This window comes from Oleiphilus sp. HI0061 (genome assembly GCF_001635675.1).
This window is the reverse complement of sequence record NZ_LWFE01001356.1, coordinates 1-18859: the sequence shown is the minus strand read 5'-3', so window position 1 is coordinate 18859 and position 18859 is coordinate 1. Positions and strand designations below refer to the sequence as shown.

The following is an 18859-nucleotide window of genomic DNA, read 5'->3' as shown; positions in this document are numbered from 1 at the left end:
TCGTGACATTCAAAAAATTGGAGATAGTTGAATGACATGCAAAGTATTAACGATAGATGGTCCCAGCGGCGCGGGTAAGGGGAGTATTGCTCAGCTCGTGGCGAAGCATTTGGGCTGGTCTTTGCTTGATAGCGGGGCGCTTTATCGTCTTACCGCGCTGGCTGCTACTAGGTTGGGGGTTGCTTTCGATAACGAAGAGGCTTTGGCTGAAGTCGCTGAGAAGTTAGATGTTGAATTCGTTCCATCTGAGTACGGTGAGCCTGTCAGAGTATTACTTGGTGGTCAGGATGTGACGAATGATATTCGTACAGAAACTGTGGGTAATGATGCGTCAAAGATAGCGCCTTTGGCATCTGTTCGCGCAGCATTATTGCAAAGGCAAAGAAACTTTGCAGTCGAGCCTGGCTTGGTTGCTGATGGTCGAGATATGGGGACAGTGGTGTTTCCAGAGGCAGAATATAAGGTATTTATGACAGCGAGCGCAGAAGCTAGGGCGGATAGACGCTTTAAGCAGTTGAAGGCGGAGGGGGAAGATGTTAAAATCGCGCCCCTTTTAAAGGAGATAGAAGAGCGAGACGCCCGAGACATGGGGCGAAAAAATGCTCCGCTCAAAGCCGCTGAAGATGCGTATCATGTTGATACTACAGGGCTTTCTATCGAAGAAGTTTTAAAGGAAGTTGTTAATTTTATTGAGCGGAAATCTTAATAAATACGACTTCTAAACTTTTGGGTTTTGGTTAACGTTGGCCAGCAATGCAAAACCCATTTCAATAAATAAACCGTACATGCTGGTGGTACGGAGAATTTAATCACACAGGAATTGTAATGAGCGAGAGCTTTGCAGAGTTATTTGAAGAGAGTCTAAATGAAATCGATATGACCCCGGGAGCAATTATTGCGGGTGTTGTAGTAGATATTGATAGCGACTGGGTTACAGTAAACGCTGGCCTAAAGTCAGAAGGTGTTATACCTCTATCTCAATTTGTTAACGAGAGCGGTGAAGTCGAATTAAAGATCGGTGACTCTGTTGATGTTGCACTAGATGCTGTTGAAGATGGCTTCGGTGAAACACGCCTATCTCGTGAGAAGGCTAAGCGTGCTGAAGCTTGGAAAGAGCTTGAGAAAGCATTTGAAGCTGAAGAAATCGTTAAAGGTGTGATTAACGGTAAGGTTAAAGGTGGTTTCACTGTTGAGCTGAAAACTATCCGTGCCTTCCTTCCTGGTTCATTGGTTGATGTTCGTCCAGTACGTGACACGCTACACCTTGAAGGTAAAGAATTAGAATTTAAAGTTATCAAGCTAGATCAGAAGCGTAACAACGTTGTTGTTTCTCGTCGTTCAGTGCTTGAAGCTGAAAATAGTGCAGAACGTGAAGCATTGCTTGAGTCAATGGCTGAAGGTATGGAAGCCAAGGGTATCGTTAAGAACCTTACTGACTACGGTGCTTTCGTTGACTTAGGTGGTGTTGACGGTCTTCTACACATTACAGATATGGCTTGGAAGCGTATTAAGCATCCAAGTGAAATCGTAAATGTTGGTGACGAGATCAATGTTAAAGTATTGAAGTTTGATCGTGAGCGTAACCGTGTTTCACTAGGCCTTAAGCAGCTAGGTGAAGATCCATGGGTACAGATCAAAGAGCGTTACCCAGAGAATACTCGTGTAACTGCGCGCGTAACTAACCTAACTGACTACGGTTGTTTCGCAGAAATTGAAGAAGGCGTTGAAGGTCTTGTTCACGTTTCTGAAATGGATTGGACTAACAAGAACATTCACCCATCTAAGGTTGTTCAGTTAGGTGATGAAGTTGAAGTAATGGTTCTTGATATCGATGAAGAGCGTCGTCGTATTTCTCTAGGTATTAAGCAGTGTCACGCTAATCCTTGGGAAGAGTTCTCAAGCAAGTTCAACAAAGAAGATAAAGTTAGCGGTAAGATCAAATCTATCACTGACTTCGGCATCTTCATTGGTTTGGATGGCGGCATTGACGGTCTAGTTCACTTGTCTGATATTTCTTGGCACGAAACTGGCGAAGAAGCTGTTCGTAAGTACAAGAAAGGCGACGAGATTGAAACTGTGATTCTTTCTGTTGATCCAGAGCGTGAGCGTATCTCTTTAGGTATCAAGCAGCTTGAGCGCGACCCATTTGCTGAATACGTGCAGGTTAACGATAAAGGTACTATCGTTACAGGTACTGTTAAGTCAGTAGATGCGAAAGCAGCTATTGTAGAACTTGGCGAAGATGTTGAAGCGACTTTGAAAGCTTCTGAAATGAGTCAGGATCGTGTTGAAGATCTAACTACTCAGCTTAAAGAAGGCGATGAAGTAGAAGCTAAGATCATCAATATTGATCGTAAGAATCGCGTAATTAATTTGTCTGTTAAGTCTAAAGATATCGATGACGAAAAGCAGGCGATGAAAGAAGTTCGTGAGAAGCAAGTTGAGTCTGCTGGACCAACTACAATCGGTGATTTGATTAAAGAGCAAATGCAAAACAAGTAATGCGCTTTCATCAATACAACTAACTGGTTGTAATATAATCAAAAAAAACGGGCTATAGGCCCGTTTTTTTTGTTTTTTTGGTTTCTTTGTCTACACTGAAAAAAAGCAACGTTATTGTTGAGTCTTTTAGGGATCGAACAGTTAATGACAAAGTCCGAATTAGTTGAAATTATTGCTGCGAAGCAAACGCAGTTGTCAGTCAAAGATGTTGAGCTGGCGATAAAAACACTTATTGATCTTATGTCTGATACCTTGTCGTCAGGGCAGCGTATTGAGATTCGTGGGTTTGGTAGTTTTTCTCTACACTATCGAGCACCAAGGATGGGTAGAAATCCGAAAACAGGTGAGTCTGTTAGTCTTCAGGCAAAGCATGTGCCTCACTTTAAGCCAGGTAAAGAGCTTAGAGATCGTGTAAATGAGAGTCTAAAAGAAGGCTATTAATCAAATTCGCCTCTAATATAGTCAGCGTGTTAACATGGTAAAGATCTAGGCACGTTTCAATATTTGAGTCAGGTTTTATTAATGGCACGTATTTTATTCGCTCTTTCATTTCTTCTTTTTGTAGTTATTCTACTCGCTTGTGTTGTTTTTGTTTTACGAAATGATGCGCTTGTAGCTGTGGATCTATTATTTGTCGAGTTCACCTCTCTTAGTGTGGGGTTTTGGGTGTTAGGCAGCTTGGTTGTTGGCCTCATTCTTGGTTTCTTATTTTCTGTACCGACTCAGATTTCCCTTTTTGGTTCGAAAAAAATTAAAGATAAGCGTCTCCAGACAACAGAAACTAAACTGTCGAGACTTAAAAGAGCGACCTCAAAAGGCTAGTAAATGGAAACTGCGCAGCTCTGGGTTTTTCTGTTTTTAGCGCTTTCTTTAGGCTGGTTGCTCGGATATAGCGCTAAGCAGAAAAGGTCTCCTACTAGCGAACCTAGCCAAACAAAGGTCGGTGAAAAGCACCGACTCCAGCTGCTTTTTGATAGTTATTCCGATGATGCTATAGATCGATTGATTAACTCCCTGGAAGTATCCGAAGAAACTCTTCAAACACACATCTCTATCGGTACGCACTTTAGAAAACAAGGTGAGGTAGAGAAAGCTATACTAATTCACCAGAATCTAATGGCTCACCCAGAAATCTCAAATGAAGCCAGTGATGCTGTGATATTTGAGCTAGCAAAAGACTATAAAGCTGCAGGCCTTTTCGATAGAGCAGAGTCTTTATTGTTACAATTAACACAATCTAAAAGATACTCCTATCGTAGTCAGGTTTTATTACTTGATATCTGTGAGCGTGAAAAAGACTGGTCAGGCGCATTGGTCATTGCTAAAGAGATTGATTTAAGGCGTCATCCCGAAATAAAGATTCGACTGTCTCAGTACTATTGTGAGCTTGCTGAGGAAAAGCTAAAAAGTAACCAGCAAAGGGAAGCAATCAATTTATTTAAGCAGGCTTTGGGAGTTAATAAATTGTGTGTCAGGGCTTTGCTTGGACAGGCTGCGCTTGCTCAACAGGATGAGAGGTATGGAGAAGCTATTCGTTTCTTAAAGCAAGTTGCAGAAATAGCTCCTGAAGACATCATTTTAGCTTTGCCTCTTTTGTTAGAGTGCACCGTCAAGACAGAATCTTTTGATCAGCATCAGGCGTATCTTAAAAACCTTTACGAAGATACAGGGCAGATGCCAGTGATGTTGGCAGTCGTTGCTTCAATGGAAGCTCAGGGGCGTAAGGATGAAGCATTTGAATTCCTGCTTGACCAGCTTTCCAGTTTGCCAAGTCTTCGAGCATTAAACTATTTATTTAGTATGGAGGGCATGTCTGATGACATTCACCCGAAGTTGGCTCGCCAATTGATTAGAATTATATCCCGTGAGAGTGATAAGAAAGAGAAATACCGCTGTTCTCAGTGTGGATTTAACGGTGGGCAGCTGCACTGGAATTGTCCTAGTTGTAAGAGCTGGCAGACGATTAAACCGGTATTAGAGTATGAAAAAAAGGTCGTGAATTAAACGATTTCGGAATTGTAAGGATTTATATGCAAGGTACAGACATGTCTTCGGTAGAACAAAAATCACCACTAATAGTTGCGCTTGATTACCCTGACTCGGCAAGTGCAATAAAAATGGCTGAGTCTCTAGACCCCTCATACTGCCGGGTAAAGGTCGGGAAGGAACTATATACACGTTGTGGACCTCAGATATTGGAGTCCCTGCATGGTCTTGGTTTTGAGGTGTTTCTCGATCTAAAATTTCACGATATTCCAAATACGACAGCTAATGCAGTTGCTGTGGCTGCAGACCTTGGTGTCTGGATGGTAAATGTTCATGCATCTGGTGGACGGCAGATGATGGAAGCCTGCGTTTCCAAGTTAACTAGCTATCAGAAAAAGCCCTTGTTGATTGCTGTTACGGTGTTGACTAGCATGCAAGACGCAGACCTTCATGAGCTTGGTTTGGAGGTGTCAGCGCAACAGCAGGTAAATCGATTGGCCGAGCTCAGTAGAGATGTAGGAATGGATGGCGTAGTGTGTTCTTCACACGAGGTAGCTGAGTTAAAGGCTAACTTAGGGGCTGACTTTAAGTTGGTGACCCCGGGAATAAGGCCTGCATTTGCTTCAGTGGGGGATCAGAAGCGGATTATGACACCGTATGAAGCTGTTCAGGCTGGCTCAGACTATTTGGTGATAGGTAGGCCAATTACTCAAGCTGATGACCCAATGGATGCCTTATCAAAGATAACCAAGGAGCTGGCGCTTGGGTAAGGTTTCAAAAAGCTTGATAGCTTTGTTCTGTTTTGTTCCTGTTATGCTTAGTTTTGCCGGGCCGGAATCGAAACATGAAGCGTCAAGCACTTTGGGTTTTCCCGTAATAAGCTATCTAGCGCATATGCAGCAGACCTATACATTCGTATTGATAGGAGAAGCGGAACGGTCATTCCTATTTTTTGATGTCTATGATGTCGCTTATTACCGAAGTGTTTCCCAGTCTAACAAGAGTAATTATGCAGAGCTTCTAACTCTGAATTATGAAAGAGATTTGCCTAAAGAGAAGGTTCACAATGCTTTGTCAGAAGGGCTTGAGAAAAATCTTTCAAATCACGACTTTCAGGCGCTTTCTCAAGAAATAACTAAGCTGGTGTCCAGTATCAATACAGATGTAAAAGAGGGAGACTCTCTCAAAATATTCTTTAAGCCAGAGGGGAAGGTGAGTTTTTATTACAATAACGTGCGTGTTTCCTCATTTTCGAATACAGCCCTCTCTCGTGCTTTACGTGCGATCTGGTTAGGGGGGCAATCTGTTGTAGATCAGGCGATGTTAACTAAAGGCCTGAATTAAGATTTTGATCTTTTAAGGCATACTTTCACAAATCTTACCCAATTAACTTGTTATCTGCTCTGATTTCTATCACCCTTAACTGCTCGCTCAGTGACATTAGGTGGAAGGAGGCTTGTGTGAATAAAATCGCAGGGAAACTTGAGGTCTCACGATTTGAAATTCCGTATAGGCTATATGGCTCTTCAGATAAGTTAATGGTATGCATTGGCGGTGCAAAACAAACCATGTCTGCATGGCGCAGTTTTGTCTCTCGTTTTCAAACTGAATACAGCATCCTGGTATTTGACTTGCCTGGGCAAGGGCGTGCAAAAATTAACTACGGTTGCATGGGGGTATCGCTTGAAGAGCAAGTGGATGCCTTGCATGAGTTATTAGTCAGAATTGATGCGCAAAAGTACTCTAGTCGATATTTAGTTGGCGGCTCTTGGGGCTCAATTGTTGCGGCTTCTTATTTGGATCGTTATCCGGATTTGTTTAATCGGGCTGTTCTTGGCAGTTTTGGCACGCGTGCAAATTCAGTCCTTCAGGTAATTATAGATCAAGTTCAGTCTTATATTGAGCAGGGGCGTGGCGCTGAAATTGCGCCATTGATGATAGAGAAGTTTGGCCAACTTATTCCTGAGCATTTAAAGCGCCAAATTATTAGCCAGTTTAATGATATGAGTGAGGAGCAGTATGCATCATTTTATGAGCATAGTCGGTCGGTTACTCAGATGGGGGATCTTAAGCAGCATATTGAGTTGAGCTCGATTGCGATTCCCGTGCTAGTTGTTATGGGGCAGTTCGATACCATTATGGACCTCTTTGACACGCGTAAAGCTACTAAAATGCTGGCGAATGGAGAGTTTCAGCTAGTCAAAGGGGTGGGGCACTTTTTGCATTGGGAGAAGCCTGAACTACTTGAGACTTACGCTGAGTTTTTTGAGCGCACTGCTGAGGAGTCACAGCATTGCAGCGCCAACTAAAGCCAATTTAGTTTAGGTTGATACTTCATATGCAATCAGGTGCTCTGCGTCGATTGCGATATTAATGGTTTCTCCGATATTAAAATCCTGGTGGCTAGGGAAGATGACATCGAGAGCCGTATCAGAGGCAAGCTTTAATTGGTATTGGGTTGAGGTGCCTGCAAAAATTTTCGAGCTGACGACGGCATTCAGGTTTGCTCCTGGTTTATAAATTACATCGTCGGGACGAATTAGTATTTCAATCCTGGTTTTTTCTGGCCAGTTATAAGCACGATTGCCTTGAATCACACCGACCTCACTTGAGAAGGTATCGGGTGTTAAGGTTTCACCTTTGATAAAGGTGCCGTGTCCAATAAACCTAGCGACAAAAGGATTTACGGGTTCGTGATATAGCTCGTAGGGTTTTCCCCATTGTTGAACTTTTCCTTGATCAATAACGCCAATATAGTCACACATAGCGAATGCTTCTTTCTGATCATGAGTCACTAATATTGCACTGATTCCTAAAGTCTTAAGAATGTTCCTGATATCAATGCTTAGACGGTTGCGTAGCTCAGCATCAAGATTTGAAAAAGGTTCATCTAGTAGGATAAGTTCGGGTTCAGGCGCTAAAGCTCGTGCTAGCGCTACTCGTTGTTGTTGCCCGCCAGACAGTTCATGTGGAAAGCTGTTTTGATAGCCATCTAGGTCGACTAAGTGAATTAACTTTTCAATATGAGCTGACTTTTCGGTTTTGTCCTTAATGCCTGTGAGGCCGAAAGCGATATTTTGGCTGACGCTAAGGTGGGGGAAGAGGGCATAGTCTTGAAATACCATGCCAATCCGTCTTTTCTCGGGGGCTTGTACCTTGTTGGTACTGGATATAGTTAAGCCGTTCAAATTGATTGTGCCGGCTTCAAGATTCTCAAAGCCGGCGATAGCGCGGAGAATGGTGCTTTTGCCACACCCACTTGGCCCAAGTAAACAAGCTATATCACCTCTGACCAGCTTAAAAGAAAGGTCTTTAATGACGATTAGGTTTTCATAGTTGCACTGTACATCGTTAACTTCGAGTATATTGCTCATCTTTGTTGGTGAAGACACGTGCTACTAAATCCTTTCTTATGTTTACTTAAGCATTACACAATAAAAACTCAAGAAGTGCCTTTTGAGAATGTAATCTATTTTCTGCTTCATCCCAAACGACTGAGCTGGGGTGATCCAGCATGTCGTGACTAATTTCTTCTCCACGATGTGCAGGCAGGCAATGCATGAATAGGGCATCAGAGTTCGCTACGCTCATTAGTTCCGGGCTAACTTGATAGTCTTTAAACTTGTTGATGCGCTCTTTTTGCTCTTCTTCTTGCCCCATTGATGCCCAGACATCAGTTACAACTAAGTCGGCATTTTTGACGGCGGCAATTGGGTTTCGTACAATATGAGCATGTTTTTGATTCTTTTTGAGCAACTCGTTATTTGGGTCGTAGCCGACGGGTGATGAGATGACCAACTCGAAGTTAAGTAGTGCTGCAGCGTTAATGAAAGAATGGCACATATTATTACCATCACCGACCCATACGACTTTTTTGCCTTCGATTGAGCCTCTATGTTCGTGATAGGTTTGCATATCGGCAAGTAATTGGCAGGGGTGGAAGTCATCTGTAAGGGCGTTAATGACTGGCACCGAGGAGTGTCGTGCAAATAATGCCAGTTTCTCATGTTCGAAGGTTCGAATAGTAATTGCATCAACCATACGTGATAGTACCCTAGCACTATCTTCAACCGGTTCTCCACGACCCAATTGCGTATCCCGAGGAGACAAAAATAGAGATGAACCACCAAATTGAGCCATGCCAGACTCGAAAGAAACACGAGTTCGGGTAGAAGACTTCTCGAAGATTAGTGCTAAAACGCGATTTTTGAGAGGCTCATAGATATTACCTTGCTTATGCTCGGTTTTAAGTGTGATAGCTCGCTCAATAACTTGCTTAAGCTCTTGGCTGGAAAGGTCATTTAAGGTTAAGAAGTGTCTTAGTGCCATTTGTCTCTCAATAAATAAACGATTTGATCGTGGAGGTAGAGTGTTTCCTGCCCAGTTAAGAGCGGGGCCTGCTGCGATCGTCGGCAGAATATAGGCGAATGATTTGTACGACGGCGTCAATTAAGAATTCACACTCGTCGTCACTCATATTCAGTGCCGGTAGAAGTCGAATCACTTTTTCGGAAGTGACGTTCAATAGTAAGCCTTTTGCCTTGGCTAGTGGAACGAGCTCTAGGCAAGGTTCGGTCAGTTCAATGCCGATCATTAAGCCCCTGCCGCGAATATCAGCAACGTAGTTAGCTGCCAAAAGTTCATTCTCAAGTTCTTTAAGAATGCGTTCTCCGAGAACAGATGCTCTATCACAAAGCTTATGGCTTGTAATTTCATTGATTGTCGCTAGTGCAGCTGCACAGCCAAGAGGGTTTCCGCCGAAGGTCGAACCGTGAGTGCCGGGAGTAAGAACATCGGCTGCGCTGCCTTTTGCCATGCATGCACCAATAGGGTAGCCATTGGCGATGCCTTTTGCAGTTGTCACAACGTCAGGTGTTACATCATACCCTTGATAAGCAAAATAATTACCCGTTCTGCCGTTACCTGTTTGAACTTCGTCTAACATCAATAGCCAGTCATTCTCATCGCAGATCTGACGCAAAGATTTTAGGTAACCGTCCTCAGCGATTGAGAGACCTCCTTCACCTTGAATGGGCTCGACTAGAATTGCGACAACATTAGGGTTCGATTTGGCAATCGCTTCAACAGCTTTAACGTCATTGAATGGTGCTCTAACAAAGCCGCCTAGTAAAGGCTCGAAGCCCGCTTGTGCTTTTCGGTTTCCTGTCGCGGTCAAGGTCGCCATAGTCCTGCCGTGGAAAGATTGATCCATGACGATAATCGTGGGAGTCTGTATACCCTTGTCATGCCCATACTTTCTGGCTAGCTTAATAGCGGCTTCATTCGCTTCAGCACCGGAGTTGGAAAAGAAAACTTTTTCCATACCTGATATTTGGCATAAGGTCTGTGCAAGTTTGACTTGTAAAGGCGTGTGATAAAGATTTGAACAGTGGAGTAGGCGGCCGGCCTGATCTTTGATTGCTTTGGTAACTGCGGGGTGTGAATGGCCAAGGCCGCAAACAGCTATACCAAAAAAGGTATCAAAGTATTTGTTTCCGTCAGTGTCGTATAGCCAGGCGCCGTCACCATTTTCAAAAGCAACAGGTAGTCTGCCATAAGTGCTCATCAGCGGTTGATCGTTGTTCATTTCAGTCTCTTATTAACGCAAAAAGGCAGCTAAATGCTGCCTGTATAAAGATAATATGTTAGCTTGATCTTTCATGGTAATCAATTGTTTTTGGGCTTCAATTTTTAGCCTGCGATCAAGATGTATCTGGTGATACTTGATCCTTGGAAAATGTAGTTGATGTATTCTGGTTACCATATTCAAATCTTGTGACGAATTGAGAGTTTTTATTGTGCTTAATGCGGTTGAATTAGCGGTGTTTTCGGGTCAAATAAAGTCGATATGTGAAGAAATGGGCCTGGTTTTGCAAAGAAGTGCTTTTTCTCCAAATATAAAAGACCGTCTTGACTATTCCTGCGCTTTTTTTGATTGTGATGGAAAAATCGTGGCCCAAGCTGCGCATATTCCTGTTCATCTCGGTAGCATGGCTTATGCAATGACCCGAATAGTTTCTGAGTTTGATTGGAAGCAAGGCGATGTTCTGGTTTTAAATGATCCTTTTAAGGGTGGGACTCATCTTCCTGATGTAACATTGATTGCACCATTCTTTGTTGGTGAAGAGCTAAGTGGCTTTGTTGCGAATCGTGCGCATCATGCCAATATCGGTTGTGATTCTCCTGGCTCAATGCCGCTTTCAACAAGCTTGGAAGATGAAGGCGTAATTATTTCTCCCCAAAAACTATATTCTCAAGGAAAACTGAATAAGGTTTGTCTCGAATTATTATCAAGCATAGAAAAGAACACTAATGCCGACGATTTGCCAGGAGATTTTATTGCACAGCTCAGTGCGAACGTTGTAGGTCTGGAGCGCCTGGAACAGTGGTTTATTGAGTCGCGGATGACACGTCAGAGTTTTGTTCAAGGCATTGAGCAATTGAATGACTATGGTAAAACGCTTGCAGCGAATTACCTAGAGCGTTTGCCGAAAGGGAGGGCTAGTTTTTCAGATTACCTTGATGGCGACGGGGTAGGTACTGAAAATATTCTAATTAAAGTTGAAGTGTCTATCGATAGTGAGGGAATTACGCTGGATTTTACCGGAACATCAGCACAGGTTAAGGGGAATCTAAATTGCCCTCTTAGTGTATGTGCTGCGTCTGTGTACTATGTGTTTGCAGCACTAATGCCAGCGTATGTACCTCATTGTGATGGGGTGTTCAAACTGATTAATATCTCTGCGCCCAGTGGCTCGCTACTAAATGCTCTACCTGGAGCTGCCGTTTCAGCAGGGAATGTTGAAACAAGTATGCGTGTTGTAGATGTTGTGCTTGGAGCATTGCATCAAATAGGACTTAAAGTGCCTGCCGCCTCACAGGGAACGATGAATAATGTTGCGATGGGAGGGACAGCTCCGACGCCATGGAACTATTACGAGACAATCGCTGGTGGAGCAGGGGCAGGTGAGTTATTTGAAGGTATTACTGCGCGCCAGTGTCATATGACGAATACGCTTAACACGCCCATAGAGAGCCTGGAGCTTCATTATCCGATGCAGGTTATGCAATACGGTATTAGGGCGGGCTCTGGTGGCATAGGGGAGCATTCAGGTGGAGATGGCGTCATCCGCTCTTACCTGTTTAAGCAGGCGGCTCAGGTCACTTTGTTAACTGAGCGTCGCTCGAAAGCTCCGTGGGGACTCGAAGGTGGTGCTGAAGGGTGCCCAGGTAAAAATGTACTTAATGCTAGGGTGCTGGATGGTAAGGCAGAGTTTAAGGTAGGGGCGGGTGATGTTTTAACGATCAACACACCTGGTGGCGGAGCCTGGGGGGAGAAACTCTGAAAAAATACCTGACTAATATGGTTGGTCTTATCAAAAGATAGTAAACTAGGTGGCGAAAGATTTAACTCTACAGGTAAATACCGATGTCAATAATGGATACGATTAAAGAGCAACTTGAAAGCAATGATATTCTGCTATACATGAAAGGCTCGCCTCAGCAACCACAATGCGGCTTTTCTGCCAAAACATCACAGGCGCTGATGGCTTGTGAGGAGCGATTTGCTTATATTAATATTTTAGAACACCCTGAGTTGAGAGAGAACCTTAAGGTTTACTCAAGTTGGCCGACATTCCCGCAGCTATACATAAAAGGTGAACTTGTAGGCGGTTGTGATATTGTCACCGAACTGTACGAGTCTGGTGAGCTGAAAAAGATGGTAAGCGCTGCTGCTTCCGCTGAATAAGTTGTACTTTAGCCGACTTTAATCTCGTCTCAAGGTCGGCTCTCTTCTTCTTTTTTTGTGTTCTAGTTATTTACTGATGTTTTTGTTTTGGTAGATGATGAAAGGAATGTCATATTTGTACCCTTTTTGAATATCTTCATGAGGTGGCGTTGGGAAAGGGCTCGCTCTATAAGCCGCTTGTAACGCTAATTCATCTATTTTCATAATTCCACTAGGCTCTTTTATCAAAGCGTTTTTTATTGCTCCATTGGGGAATAAGCGAAGCGTTATTGTATAGGCAACTTCTTTACGTTTGTGAGTGTTCATTACCGCATGAAAAGGGTCGTATAGAGAGTCCTTCCTGAGTGCGCTCAAAAGTAAAATCTCGTAGTCGCTGAGTTGCTCAAGTTCCTTGCTCGAGACTTGTTTTGTCTGGCTGGGTTTAAGGCTTTGCTTATCGCGGCTGAAAATATTTTGTAATCCGTGAATTGCCGTGCTTGGATTAGATCCACGAAAAGCAGGGCTGTCTAGCCGAGTGTGTTTGTCCGACAGCTTCTTCACGGCATTTTGATTAGGACTTAGGCTGCCTTTTGATGAGGAGTCACGTTTAGTTTGGGTGTCGCTTTTAAATTGCGATTGGTTAAGTGTCGCTAAATATTCTTGTGCTGCGCGTGAGTTTTCTTCGGCGCTAAGTGATGAGCTTGAAAATTGCGAGCTTCTGTCTGCAGATACTAGCTTGAAGGGGATAGTCTTTTCCTTGGTTTCAAGGAATGATATGTCGAGCCAGTAGATCAATAGGGCCAAGATTGTGTGAATCAAAATGGCAGCGAAAGCCGCTAAGCTGAGCCGAAGACTTTGGTTGCTCTCGGTATTCACAAATTAGAGTGTACTTGCTTTCTGGCTTAGGCTACTGGTTAGTGCGTTCATGGCTCTATCAATTAGCAGTCCTTGCTCTAGAACAATTACGTGCTTCCTTTTTAGATCATTCGCCAGGTCGGTTTTGGTTTTTTCACAAGACTTTAGCCCCATGCGATTGACGAAAATATAGCTATCTGCATCATTGATGACCGCTGACAGCTTGCATCGCTGTTTGCTATCGTTGTTTGTAAACTCAAACCAAGTGCCAACTTCAATTTGCTCAATTTGCTCAATATATTTATTTAAACTGGAGTCTATCGATGCTTGTTGGCGCTCAATTGCAGTTTCAGCCTTTGGCTCGTTCTCCTCATTTACAGGAGGAACAATATTATGACTCAAGTTAAATGAGTTTTGCTTAAATGTGTTTGTGAGTGTTGAGCGAATCTCGACAAGTGCCTGGTCAAGATCGGCTGTATTATAGGAAACTTCTTCAAGACCTGACTTAAGCTCTTTTAATACTTTAGGGGCAATGGCGATCCAGTACTGGCGATCTTTAGGTTTTTCAAACGGCTGCAAACACCAGATTAGGTTCTCGGCTGTTTTACAGCTGTGTTCCCACTGATGCTCTTCTTCGTCTTTCAGGTATGCTAGAAACATAACGCGACTCCAGCCACCGCGAATTGTTTCAAGGACTAAGTCAGGAATAGAAATTTGAGAGCTATCTAGCAATGAATCTAGCTTATCTTCGACACATTTTTGAGCTTGGCGAGACTTAATTTGGCCAATTTCAGATTCCTTTGTTCTTTGCTCGACAATCTTAGATTTCTTTTCTTCTTTTTTAACAAAAGCACTAAATTCTTCATATAGCTTTTCAAAAAGCTGGATATCGCCGGTAAAGTTATCAAGAATGTTCTGAACTGTATCAAAAATTGCCTGGTAATGCGCATCGCCTTTGTTTTGTGTTTCGTTCCAGCCTATACCTGCTTTAGCTAGCGAGTTGAGGAGCTTGCGGGCAGGGTGTTTGCTAGAGCTGAAGAAACTATTGTCTTTAATGACTACTTTGAGTATGGGTATTTGTAAGCGGCTAATGAGGACTTGTATCGGCGCAGCCAGATTATAATCCTCTAGAATAAATTCAAATAGCATTGAGACAAGGTTGATCAAGTCTTCATCTATTTGCTTAAATTTTGGTTGGGTTGTTGGCTGATCGCTGCCTTGGCTTAGTTGGGCTTTTAGCTGCTGATGAATATTAATAACCTTAGGGTCAGCGCTATTGTTAGTTGATGGCGCTATATCCTGGATGGCAGAGAGTAGCGATATTAAGTCTTGAGTGCTCACATATTGAGTGGGCAGGCCAGGATTGTCATCAGCACTGAGCGCTTGGGGGCCTAGATTATTACGAATATTTGCTAGTAAGTTTTGCAGCTGAGGTAGTACATTTGTAGTGTTTTGCTGCTTGGCAGTCGTGTCTTCGGAAGCATGCGTTGATTTATCATGTGGCGAAGAGGCAGTCTTGCTACCTTGCTTGGTGCGAGGTGCTTTTAGCGATGGCATAATGCCAAGGCGTATTAATGTTTTGTTGGCTTCGTCTAGCACAGGACCAAGGTTTGATAGAACATATCGATCAAATTGCTTAAAAACAATTAACCGCTCTTTTAACTCTATTTCAAGCACTTCACAGGCGCTTGTAAAGCTTTCTATTACGTCTTTTAAGCCTAGAGGAAGGTTTGCATCTTCATTGTTCTCGCAGCCGTATAGGTTGCAAATTCGAGTATGAAACTGAAGTAAAGGGCCTTGAAAATTTGCCTGGGCTTTAGTCGCCATAGATGATATCGCGACTTCCTCTTCGAGGTCGTCATTCTGAACTAGGCTTAGACTTTCAAAACCTTTCGGTTCGACTGGTGCGTTTAGTTTCGAAGAGGGAGTAAGAACTTGCTCAAGGGAAAACTGCGCTTCGATACTGGACTTAAAGTCATTCTCAATATTCTTGCGCTTAATGCGAATATCGCGCATTGCTTCAAAGAAGCGGTTTTGTTCATTGTTGTTTCTAGCATTGTTAGCAAGCTCGAAAAAAGAGTCATCTATGCCGTCAAACATGCCTTGCAGAAGGGCATGCATGTCTCTTACAACAATATTGCAAATTTTGAGAGCTTCAGCTGATCTTGCGTTATCGAGCCTGGAAGGTCGACTATTGCGATCTCCGATAAAGCTAACGCTAGATGACTTATTCATCGTCCTTTCCCGTATGCTGAATGACTTTCAATGCTTAACAAAAATAAAGGCACTGAACAAAAGCAGGTACATCTTACCCGCAATATAAAAATTATTACTACTTCTATATCAATCCTGAGATTATAAAGCAAATATATATAAAAAAAATAACAAATTATTACATAAGACAAAAAAAATGAGTGGTGCGTTTGTTTTTTCAGTTTCTATGGTGAAATTTGGGCGGTTCTAATGACGTTATCCTTGATTTGTCTGATTTCTGTCCGGTGATGCTGAAGGTAAAGGCAAACGGGGGTGTCAGGTATGGTTTCGAGAGTTTCCGTTATCAAGCCGTTAAGTGTCTTCGGACCGTTGACAGGTAGGTTCCAGCCAAGTGTTTTGTTAATATTTCGAATCGTGGCTGTGCCATCGATGAGAAATGAACCATCTTCTTGAGGTGTGATGTCTTGGCTGCTGCTTGAAGAGTAATCAGTAGTGAACTCCCCAACAATTTCCTCCAGAATATCTTCCATTGTGGCAATGCCGAGAGCGTCGCCATACTCATCAACTACAATGGCAATTCGACGTTTCTCCCGCTGGAAGTGTATTAGCTGGGTGTTGAGTGTAGTACTCTCAGGAGTGAAGTAAGGTTCTCTGCAAGCTTGAAGTAGCATGGCTTTGTTCGGTTCGTCATTTGAAAGTACGCGAGTCATGCTGCGAAGGTGTAGGATGCCAATGATGTTGTTTATATCGCCCTTGTATACGGGGAGGCGTGTGTGTTGGGTGGTTTTTAGTTGCTGAAAAATATCATCCAGGTCATCGTCTATATCGATGCCAACAATCTCGTTTCTGGGAATCATGATGTCGTTAACGGTGACTTTCTCTAGGTCTAGAATCCCCAGTAGCATTTCCTGGTGTTTGCGTGGGATCAAGGTGCTAGATTCATTAACAAGTGTTCTCAGTTCTTCTCGGCTTAGGTGGTTTTCTTCTTCTCCGTTTGTACTAAAGCCGAGTTTTGTTAATAGGAAGTTAGTAACAAGGTTAACTGACCAGACAGCTGGGTAGAGTAGCTTTAGTAGAGGTTTTAGTATGTGTGCGGCGGGAAAGGCAACCTTTTCCGGGTGGTAGGCTGCAATGGTTTTAGGTGTTATCTCAGCAAAAATTAGTATAACTAGCGTCAAGATTGCGGTTGCAATTGCGATGCCTGCGTCACCCCATAGTCGAATGGCAATGACCGTTGCTATTGACGAGGCTAGTATGTTTACAAAGTTGTTTCCAATTAGGATGACGCTAATTAATTGATCGGTTCGATCTAGTAGATTGCTGGCTTTCTCCGCGCCTTTATGGCCATTTTTCTTTAGGTGTTTAAGTCTGTAGCGATTGAGCGACAGCATGCCAGTTTCTGAGCTAGAGAAAAAACCAGATAAAATGATTAGAAAAAGCAGAAATAGTAATAGAGAAGGTATAGAGGCGTCGTTCAATGTTGTTTACCGTTTATATGAAGGTTGTCGGGTTATTTGCTTATTGTTTCAAGAACTAGCTTGCTACCGAAAAAACCTAGCATTAGAAGGCTAAAGCCCCAAAGTGTCCATTTGCTGGCTGTGATTCCTCTCCAGCCATAAATTTTTCTGCCTGCGAGTAGTGCAGAGAATGTGAGCAGAGCAAGAATTGATAAAACGGTTTTGTGTGCCAAGTGTTGAGCGAATAGGTCATCGACAAAAATGAAACCGGCGAGAATGGCAAGAGCAAGCAGGATAGTGCCGCTCCATAGCATTTCAAACAGTAAGTTCTCCATGGTCAGGAGTGGCGGCAAATTGCGCATTAGTATAGTGTGGTTTCGCTTCTTTAGGTTGTTGTTCTGCATATGAACAAGTAATGCTTGTACGGCGGCAATCGAAAAGACGCTGTAGGCAATGAGTGATAATATAACGTGTATAAAGATGCCGCTGCTTTGTGGTGAGAATGATTGGCTGCTGTCGTTAAAGGCGAGTAGGGTGATTACGCTAAGTGCAGCGCAAGGGTAAACGGCAAGAAAAATTGCTTGGAGTGGTTTTCTGCTGGATGCCAATAAAAGCCCGATAACAATAACGCAGGCGATAAGTGATGCTGAGTTTGAGAAGCTAAAGGCGGCGTAGTTGTCACGGAAGGTTTGCTCTAAAGTAACTATTAGCTGCAAGCTTGCCGCACTGGCTCCGATTAAAAGGGAGATGAAGTGCTTGGCATTAATTTTTCTGAGATACACGAGGGTTTGATAGATTGTCCCTGTGAAATACAGTCCGACCGACAAAAAACTGAGTACAAAGATATTCATTATTTAGCTTGATGTTCAACTTATGGCTGTTAAATGGTTATAATGCGCCGTTTGCAATTACATAGCAATAATATAGAGATTAAACATGTTTGAAAATCTGAGCGATCGCTTATCAGAGAGTCTTAAAAAAGTTACCGGCAAAGCCCGCTTAACTGAAGATAATATTAAAGGAACTTTGAGAGAGGTTCGAATGGCATTGCTTGAGGCTGATGTGGCTTTGCCAGTCGTTAAACAATTTATTGGGCAGGTTAGAAAGCGCGCGATTGGTTATGAAGTCATGCGTAGCTTATCGCCCGGTCAGGCATTTATTAAGATAGTGAATGCTGAGCTGGTTGAAATGATGGGGGCTCAGTCAGAAGGCTTGAGTTTAAATGCCCAACCTCCGGCTGTTGTTTTGATGGCGGGTTTACAGGGTGCGGGTAAGACTACCTCTGTTGCCAAGCTGGCTCGTCACTTGTCTGAGCGGGAAAAGAAAAAGGTAATGGTTGTGAGTGCGGATGTTTATCGTCCTGCGGCGATCAAGCAGCTTGAAACATTGGCTGGAGAGGTGGGAGCGAACTTCTTCCCGAGCACCACTGATCAGAAACCAATCGATATTGCTAATGCAGCGATATCTGAAGCCAAGAAAACCTTTTGCGATGTCTTGATTGTCGATACAGCGGGTCGATTGGCTATAGATGATGAAATGATGCTTGAGATTAAAGAGTTGCATCAGGCGATTACTCCGGTAGAAACCTTATTCGTTGTTGACTCTATGACGGGGCAGGATGCAGCAAATACTGCGAAGGCCTTTGATGAGGCTCTGCCATTGACGGGTGTTATTCTGACAAAAGCTGATGGCGACTCCCGTGGTGGTGCGGCATTGTCTGTGCGCCATATTACCGGCAAGCCTATCAAGTTTATGGGGATGGGTGAAAAAGTCGATGCATTAGAGCCGTTTTATCCGGATCGTTTGGCTTCTCGAATTTTGGGGATGGGTGATGTTCTGACTCTGATTGAAGAGGCTGAGCGTAATCTTGATAAGAAGAAAGCTGAAAAACTTACTAAAAAGATCAAAAAGGGTAAATCCTTTGATTTAGAAGATTTTCGCGACCAGTTGCAACAAATGAAAAACATGGGTGGTGTTGGTAATTTGCTGGATAAGTTGCCGGGTATGGGGCAGATGGCAGAGGCTGCACAACAGCAAGTTAATGATAAGTCTTTAGGGCAGATGGAAGCGATTATATCCTCGATGACGCCCAAAGAACGTCGCTTCCCTGATACTG

18 protein-coding genes are annotated in these 18859 nt (G+C 43.3%); 11 read left to right on the top strand and 7 right to left on the bottom strand.

Going from position 1 to position 18859, the window contains the following annotated elements:
- Window positions 1-31: 31 nt before the first annotated feature.
- The 8 genes from cmk to A3735_RS21410 all read left to right on the top strand — a co-directional run bounded on the left by cmk (window position 32) and on the right by A3735_RS21410 (window position 6797).
- Entirely contained in the window at window positions 32-706 is a 675-nt protein-coding gene (cmk, locus tag A3735_RS21445; protein ID WP_068509312.1) for a (d)CMP kinase, read from the top strand.
- Window positions 707-825: 119 nt separating this feature from the next.
- Window positions 826-2502, top strand: a complete 1677-nt coding sequence (gene rpsA, locus A3735_RS21440; protein ID WP_068509310.1) for a 30S ribosomal protein S1 — start codon at window positions 826-828, stop codon at window positions 2500-2502.
- A gap of 144 nt (window positions 2503-2646) precedes the next feature.
- Window positions 2647-2943 (top strand): integration host factor subunit beta, encoded by a 297-nt coding sequence (locus A3735_RS21435; RefSeq protein WP_068509308.1) that lies wholly within the window; start codon window positions 2647-2649, stop codon window positions 2941-2943.
- 81 nt (window positions 2944-3024) lie between these two features.
- A complete protein-coding gene (locus tag A3735_RS21430) occupies window positions 3025-3324 on the top strand; it encodes a LapA family protein (RefSeq protein ID WP_068509306.1) in 300 nt (99 codons plus the stop codon).
- Window positions 3325-3327: 3 nt separating this feature from the next.
- Entirely contained in the window at window positions 3328-4506 is a 1179-nt protein-coding gene (locus A3735_RS21425; RefSeq protein ID WP_068509305.1) for a tetratricopeptide repeat protein, read from the top strand.
- A gap of 26 nt (window positions 4507-4532) precedes the next feature.
- On the top strand, window positions 4533-5258 hold the full coding sequence (gene pyrF / locus A3735_RS21420) for an orotidine-5'-phosphate decarboxylase (protein ID WP_082865164.1): 726 nt from the start codon (window positions 4533-4535) through the stop codon (window positions 5256-5258).
- Window positions 5251-5832, top strand: coding sequence for a chalcone isomerase family protein (locus A3735_RS21415; RefSeq protein ID WP_068509304.1), 582 nt, complete (start codon window positions 5251-5253; stop codon window positions 5830-5832). The genes pyrF and A3735_RS21415 overlap by 8 nt, the downstream gene beginning before the upstream one ends.
- Window positions 5833-5948: 116 nt before the next feature.
- Complete coding sequence (locus tag A3735_RS21410; RefSeq protein WP_068509302.1) at window positions 5949-6797, top strand: alpha/beta fold hydrolase; 849 nt, start codon at window positions 5949-5951, stop codon at window positions 6795-6797.
- 12 nt (window positions 6798-6809) lie between these two features.
- Here the strand turns inward: A3735_RS21410 and A3735_RS21405 are convergent, their stop codons facing one another.
- From A3735_RS21405 to A3735_RS21395, 3 genes are read right to left on the bottom strand one after another with little or no spacing between them, the layout of a single operon-like run.
- Complete coding sequence (locus A3735_RS21405) at window positions 6810-7880, bottom strand: ABC transporter ATP-binding protein (protein WP_231872213.1); 1071 nt, start codon at window positions 7878-7880, stop codon at window positions 6810-6812.
- A gap of 28 nt (window positions 7881-7908) precedes the next feature.
- A complete protein-coding gene (gene argF, locus A3735_RS21400; RefSeq protein WP_068509298.1) occupies window positions 7909-8817 on the bottom strand; it encodes an ornithine carbamoyltransferase in 909 nt (302 codons plus the stop codon).
- A 55-nt stretch (window positions 8818-8872) separates the two neighbouring features.
- Window positions 8873-10075, bottom strand: a complete 1203-nt coding sequence (locus A3735_RS21395; protein WP_231872212.1) for an aspartate aminotransferase family protein — start codon at window positions 10073-10075, stop codon at window positions 8873-8875.
- Between the two features lie 211 nt (window positions 10076-10286).
- Here A3735_RS21395 and A3735_RS21390 point away from each other — a divergent pair, with 211 nt between their 5' ends.
- Both A3735_RS21390 and grxD read left to right on the top strand, forming a co-directional pair.
- Window positions 10287-11834, top strand: coding sequence for a hydantoinase B/oxoprolinase family protein (locus tag A3735_RS21390; RefSeq protein WP_068513276.1), 1548 nt, complete (start codon window positions 10287-10289; stop codon window positions 11832-11834).
- A gap of 83 nt (window positions 11835-11917) precedes the next feature.
- A complete protein-coding gene (gene grxD, locus A3735_RS21385; protein WP_068513273.1) occupies window positions 11918-12238 on the top strand; it encodes a Grx4 family monothiol glutaredoxin in 321 nt (106 codons plus the stop codon).
- A 66-nt stretch (window positions 12239-12304) separates the two neighbouring features.
- Here the strand turns inward: grxD and A3735_RS21380 are convergent, their stop codons facing one another.
- The 4 genes from A3735_RS21380 to A3735_RS21365 all read right to left on the bottom strand — a co-directional run bounded on the left by A3735_RS21380 (window position 12305) and on the right by A3735_RS21365 (window position 17594).
- Complete coding sequence (locus A3735_RS21380; RefSeq protein ID WP_068513268.1) at window positions 12305-13093, bottom strand: energy transducer TonB; 789 nt, start codon at window positions 13091-13093, stop codon at window positions 12305-12307.
- A 3-nt stretch (window positions 13094-13096) separates the two neighbouring features.
- A complete protein-coding gene (locus A3735_RS21375; RefSeq protein WP_068638600.1) occupies window positions 13097-15307 on the bottom strand; it encodes a DUF1631 domain-containing protein in 2211 nt (736 codons plus the stop codon).
- Window positions 15308-15510: 203 nt separating this feature from the next.
- A complete protein-coding gene (locus tag A3735_RS21370) occupies window positions 15511-16764 on the bottom strand; it encodes an HlyC/CorC family transporter (protein WP_068510844.1) in 1254 nt (417 codons plus the stop codon).
- Window positions 16765-16796: 32 nt separating this feature from the next.
- Window positions 16797-17594, bottom strand: a complete 798-nt coding sequence (locus A3735_RS21365; RefSeq protein WP_068510840.1) for an inner membrane protein YpjD — start codon at window positions 17592-17594, stop codon at window positions 16797-16799.
- 85 nt (window positions 17595-17679) lie between these two features.
- Between A3735_RS21365 and ffh the strand changes: the two genes are divergently transcribed.
- A partial coding sequence (ffh, locus tag A3735_RS21360; RefSeq protein WP_068638598.1) for a signal recognition particle protein occupies window positions 17680-18859 on the top strand: 1180 nt, incomplete at its 3' end.

Bases quoted from the DNA above. Each gene is read 5' to 3' on its own strand.
- A3735_RS21375 (WP_068638600.1), bottom strand. From the start codon at position 15,307: ATGAATAAGTCATCTAGCGTTAGCTTTATCGGAGATCGCAATAGTCGA.
- A3735_RS21430 (WP_068509306.1), top strand. From the start codon at position 3,025: ATGGCACGTATTTTATTCGCTCTTTCATTTCTTCTTTTTGTAGTTATT.
- A3735_RS21435 (WP_068509308.1), top strand. From the start codon at position 2,647: ATGACAAAGTCCGAATTAGTTGAAATTATTGCTGCGAAGCAAACGCAG.
- pyrF (WP_082865164.1), top strand. From the start codon at position 4,533: ATGCAAGGTACAGACATGTCTTCGGTAGAACAAAAATCACCACTAATA.
- A3735_RS21395 (WP_231872212.1), bottom strand. From the start codon at position 10,075: ATGAACAACGATCAACCGCTGATGAGCACTTATGGCAGACTACCTGTT.
- grxD (WP_068513273.1), top strand. From the start codon at position 11,918: ATGTCAATAATGGATACGATTAAAGAGCAACTTGAAAGCAATGATATT.
- argF (WP_068509298.1), bottom strand. From the start codon at position 8,817: ATGGCACTAAGACACTTCTTAACCTTAAATGACCTTTCCAGCCAAGAG.
- A3735_RS21365 (WP_068510840.1), bottom strand. From the start codon at position 17,594: ATGAATATCTTTGTACTCAGTTTTTTGTCGGTCGGACTGTATTTCACA.
- cmk (WP_068509312.1), top strand. From the start codon at position 32: ATGACATGCAAAGTATTAACGATAGATGGTCCCAGCGGCGCGGGTAAG.
- A3735_RS21425 (WP_068509305.1), top strand. From the start codon at position 3,328: ATGGAAACTGCGCAGCTCTGGGTTTTTCTGTTTTTAGCGCTTTCTTTA.
- rpsA (WP_068509310.1), top strand. From the start codon at position 826: ATGAGCGAGAGCTTTGCAGAGTTATTTGAAGAGAGTCTAAATGAAATC.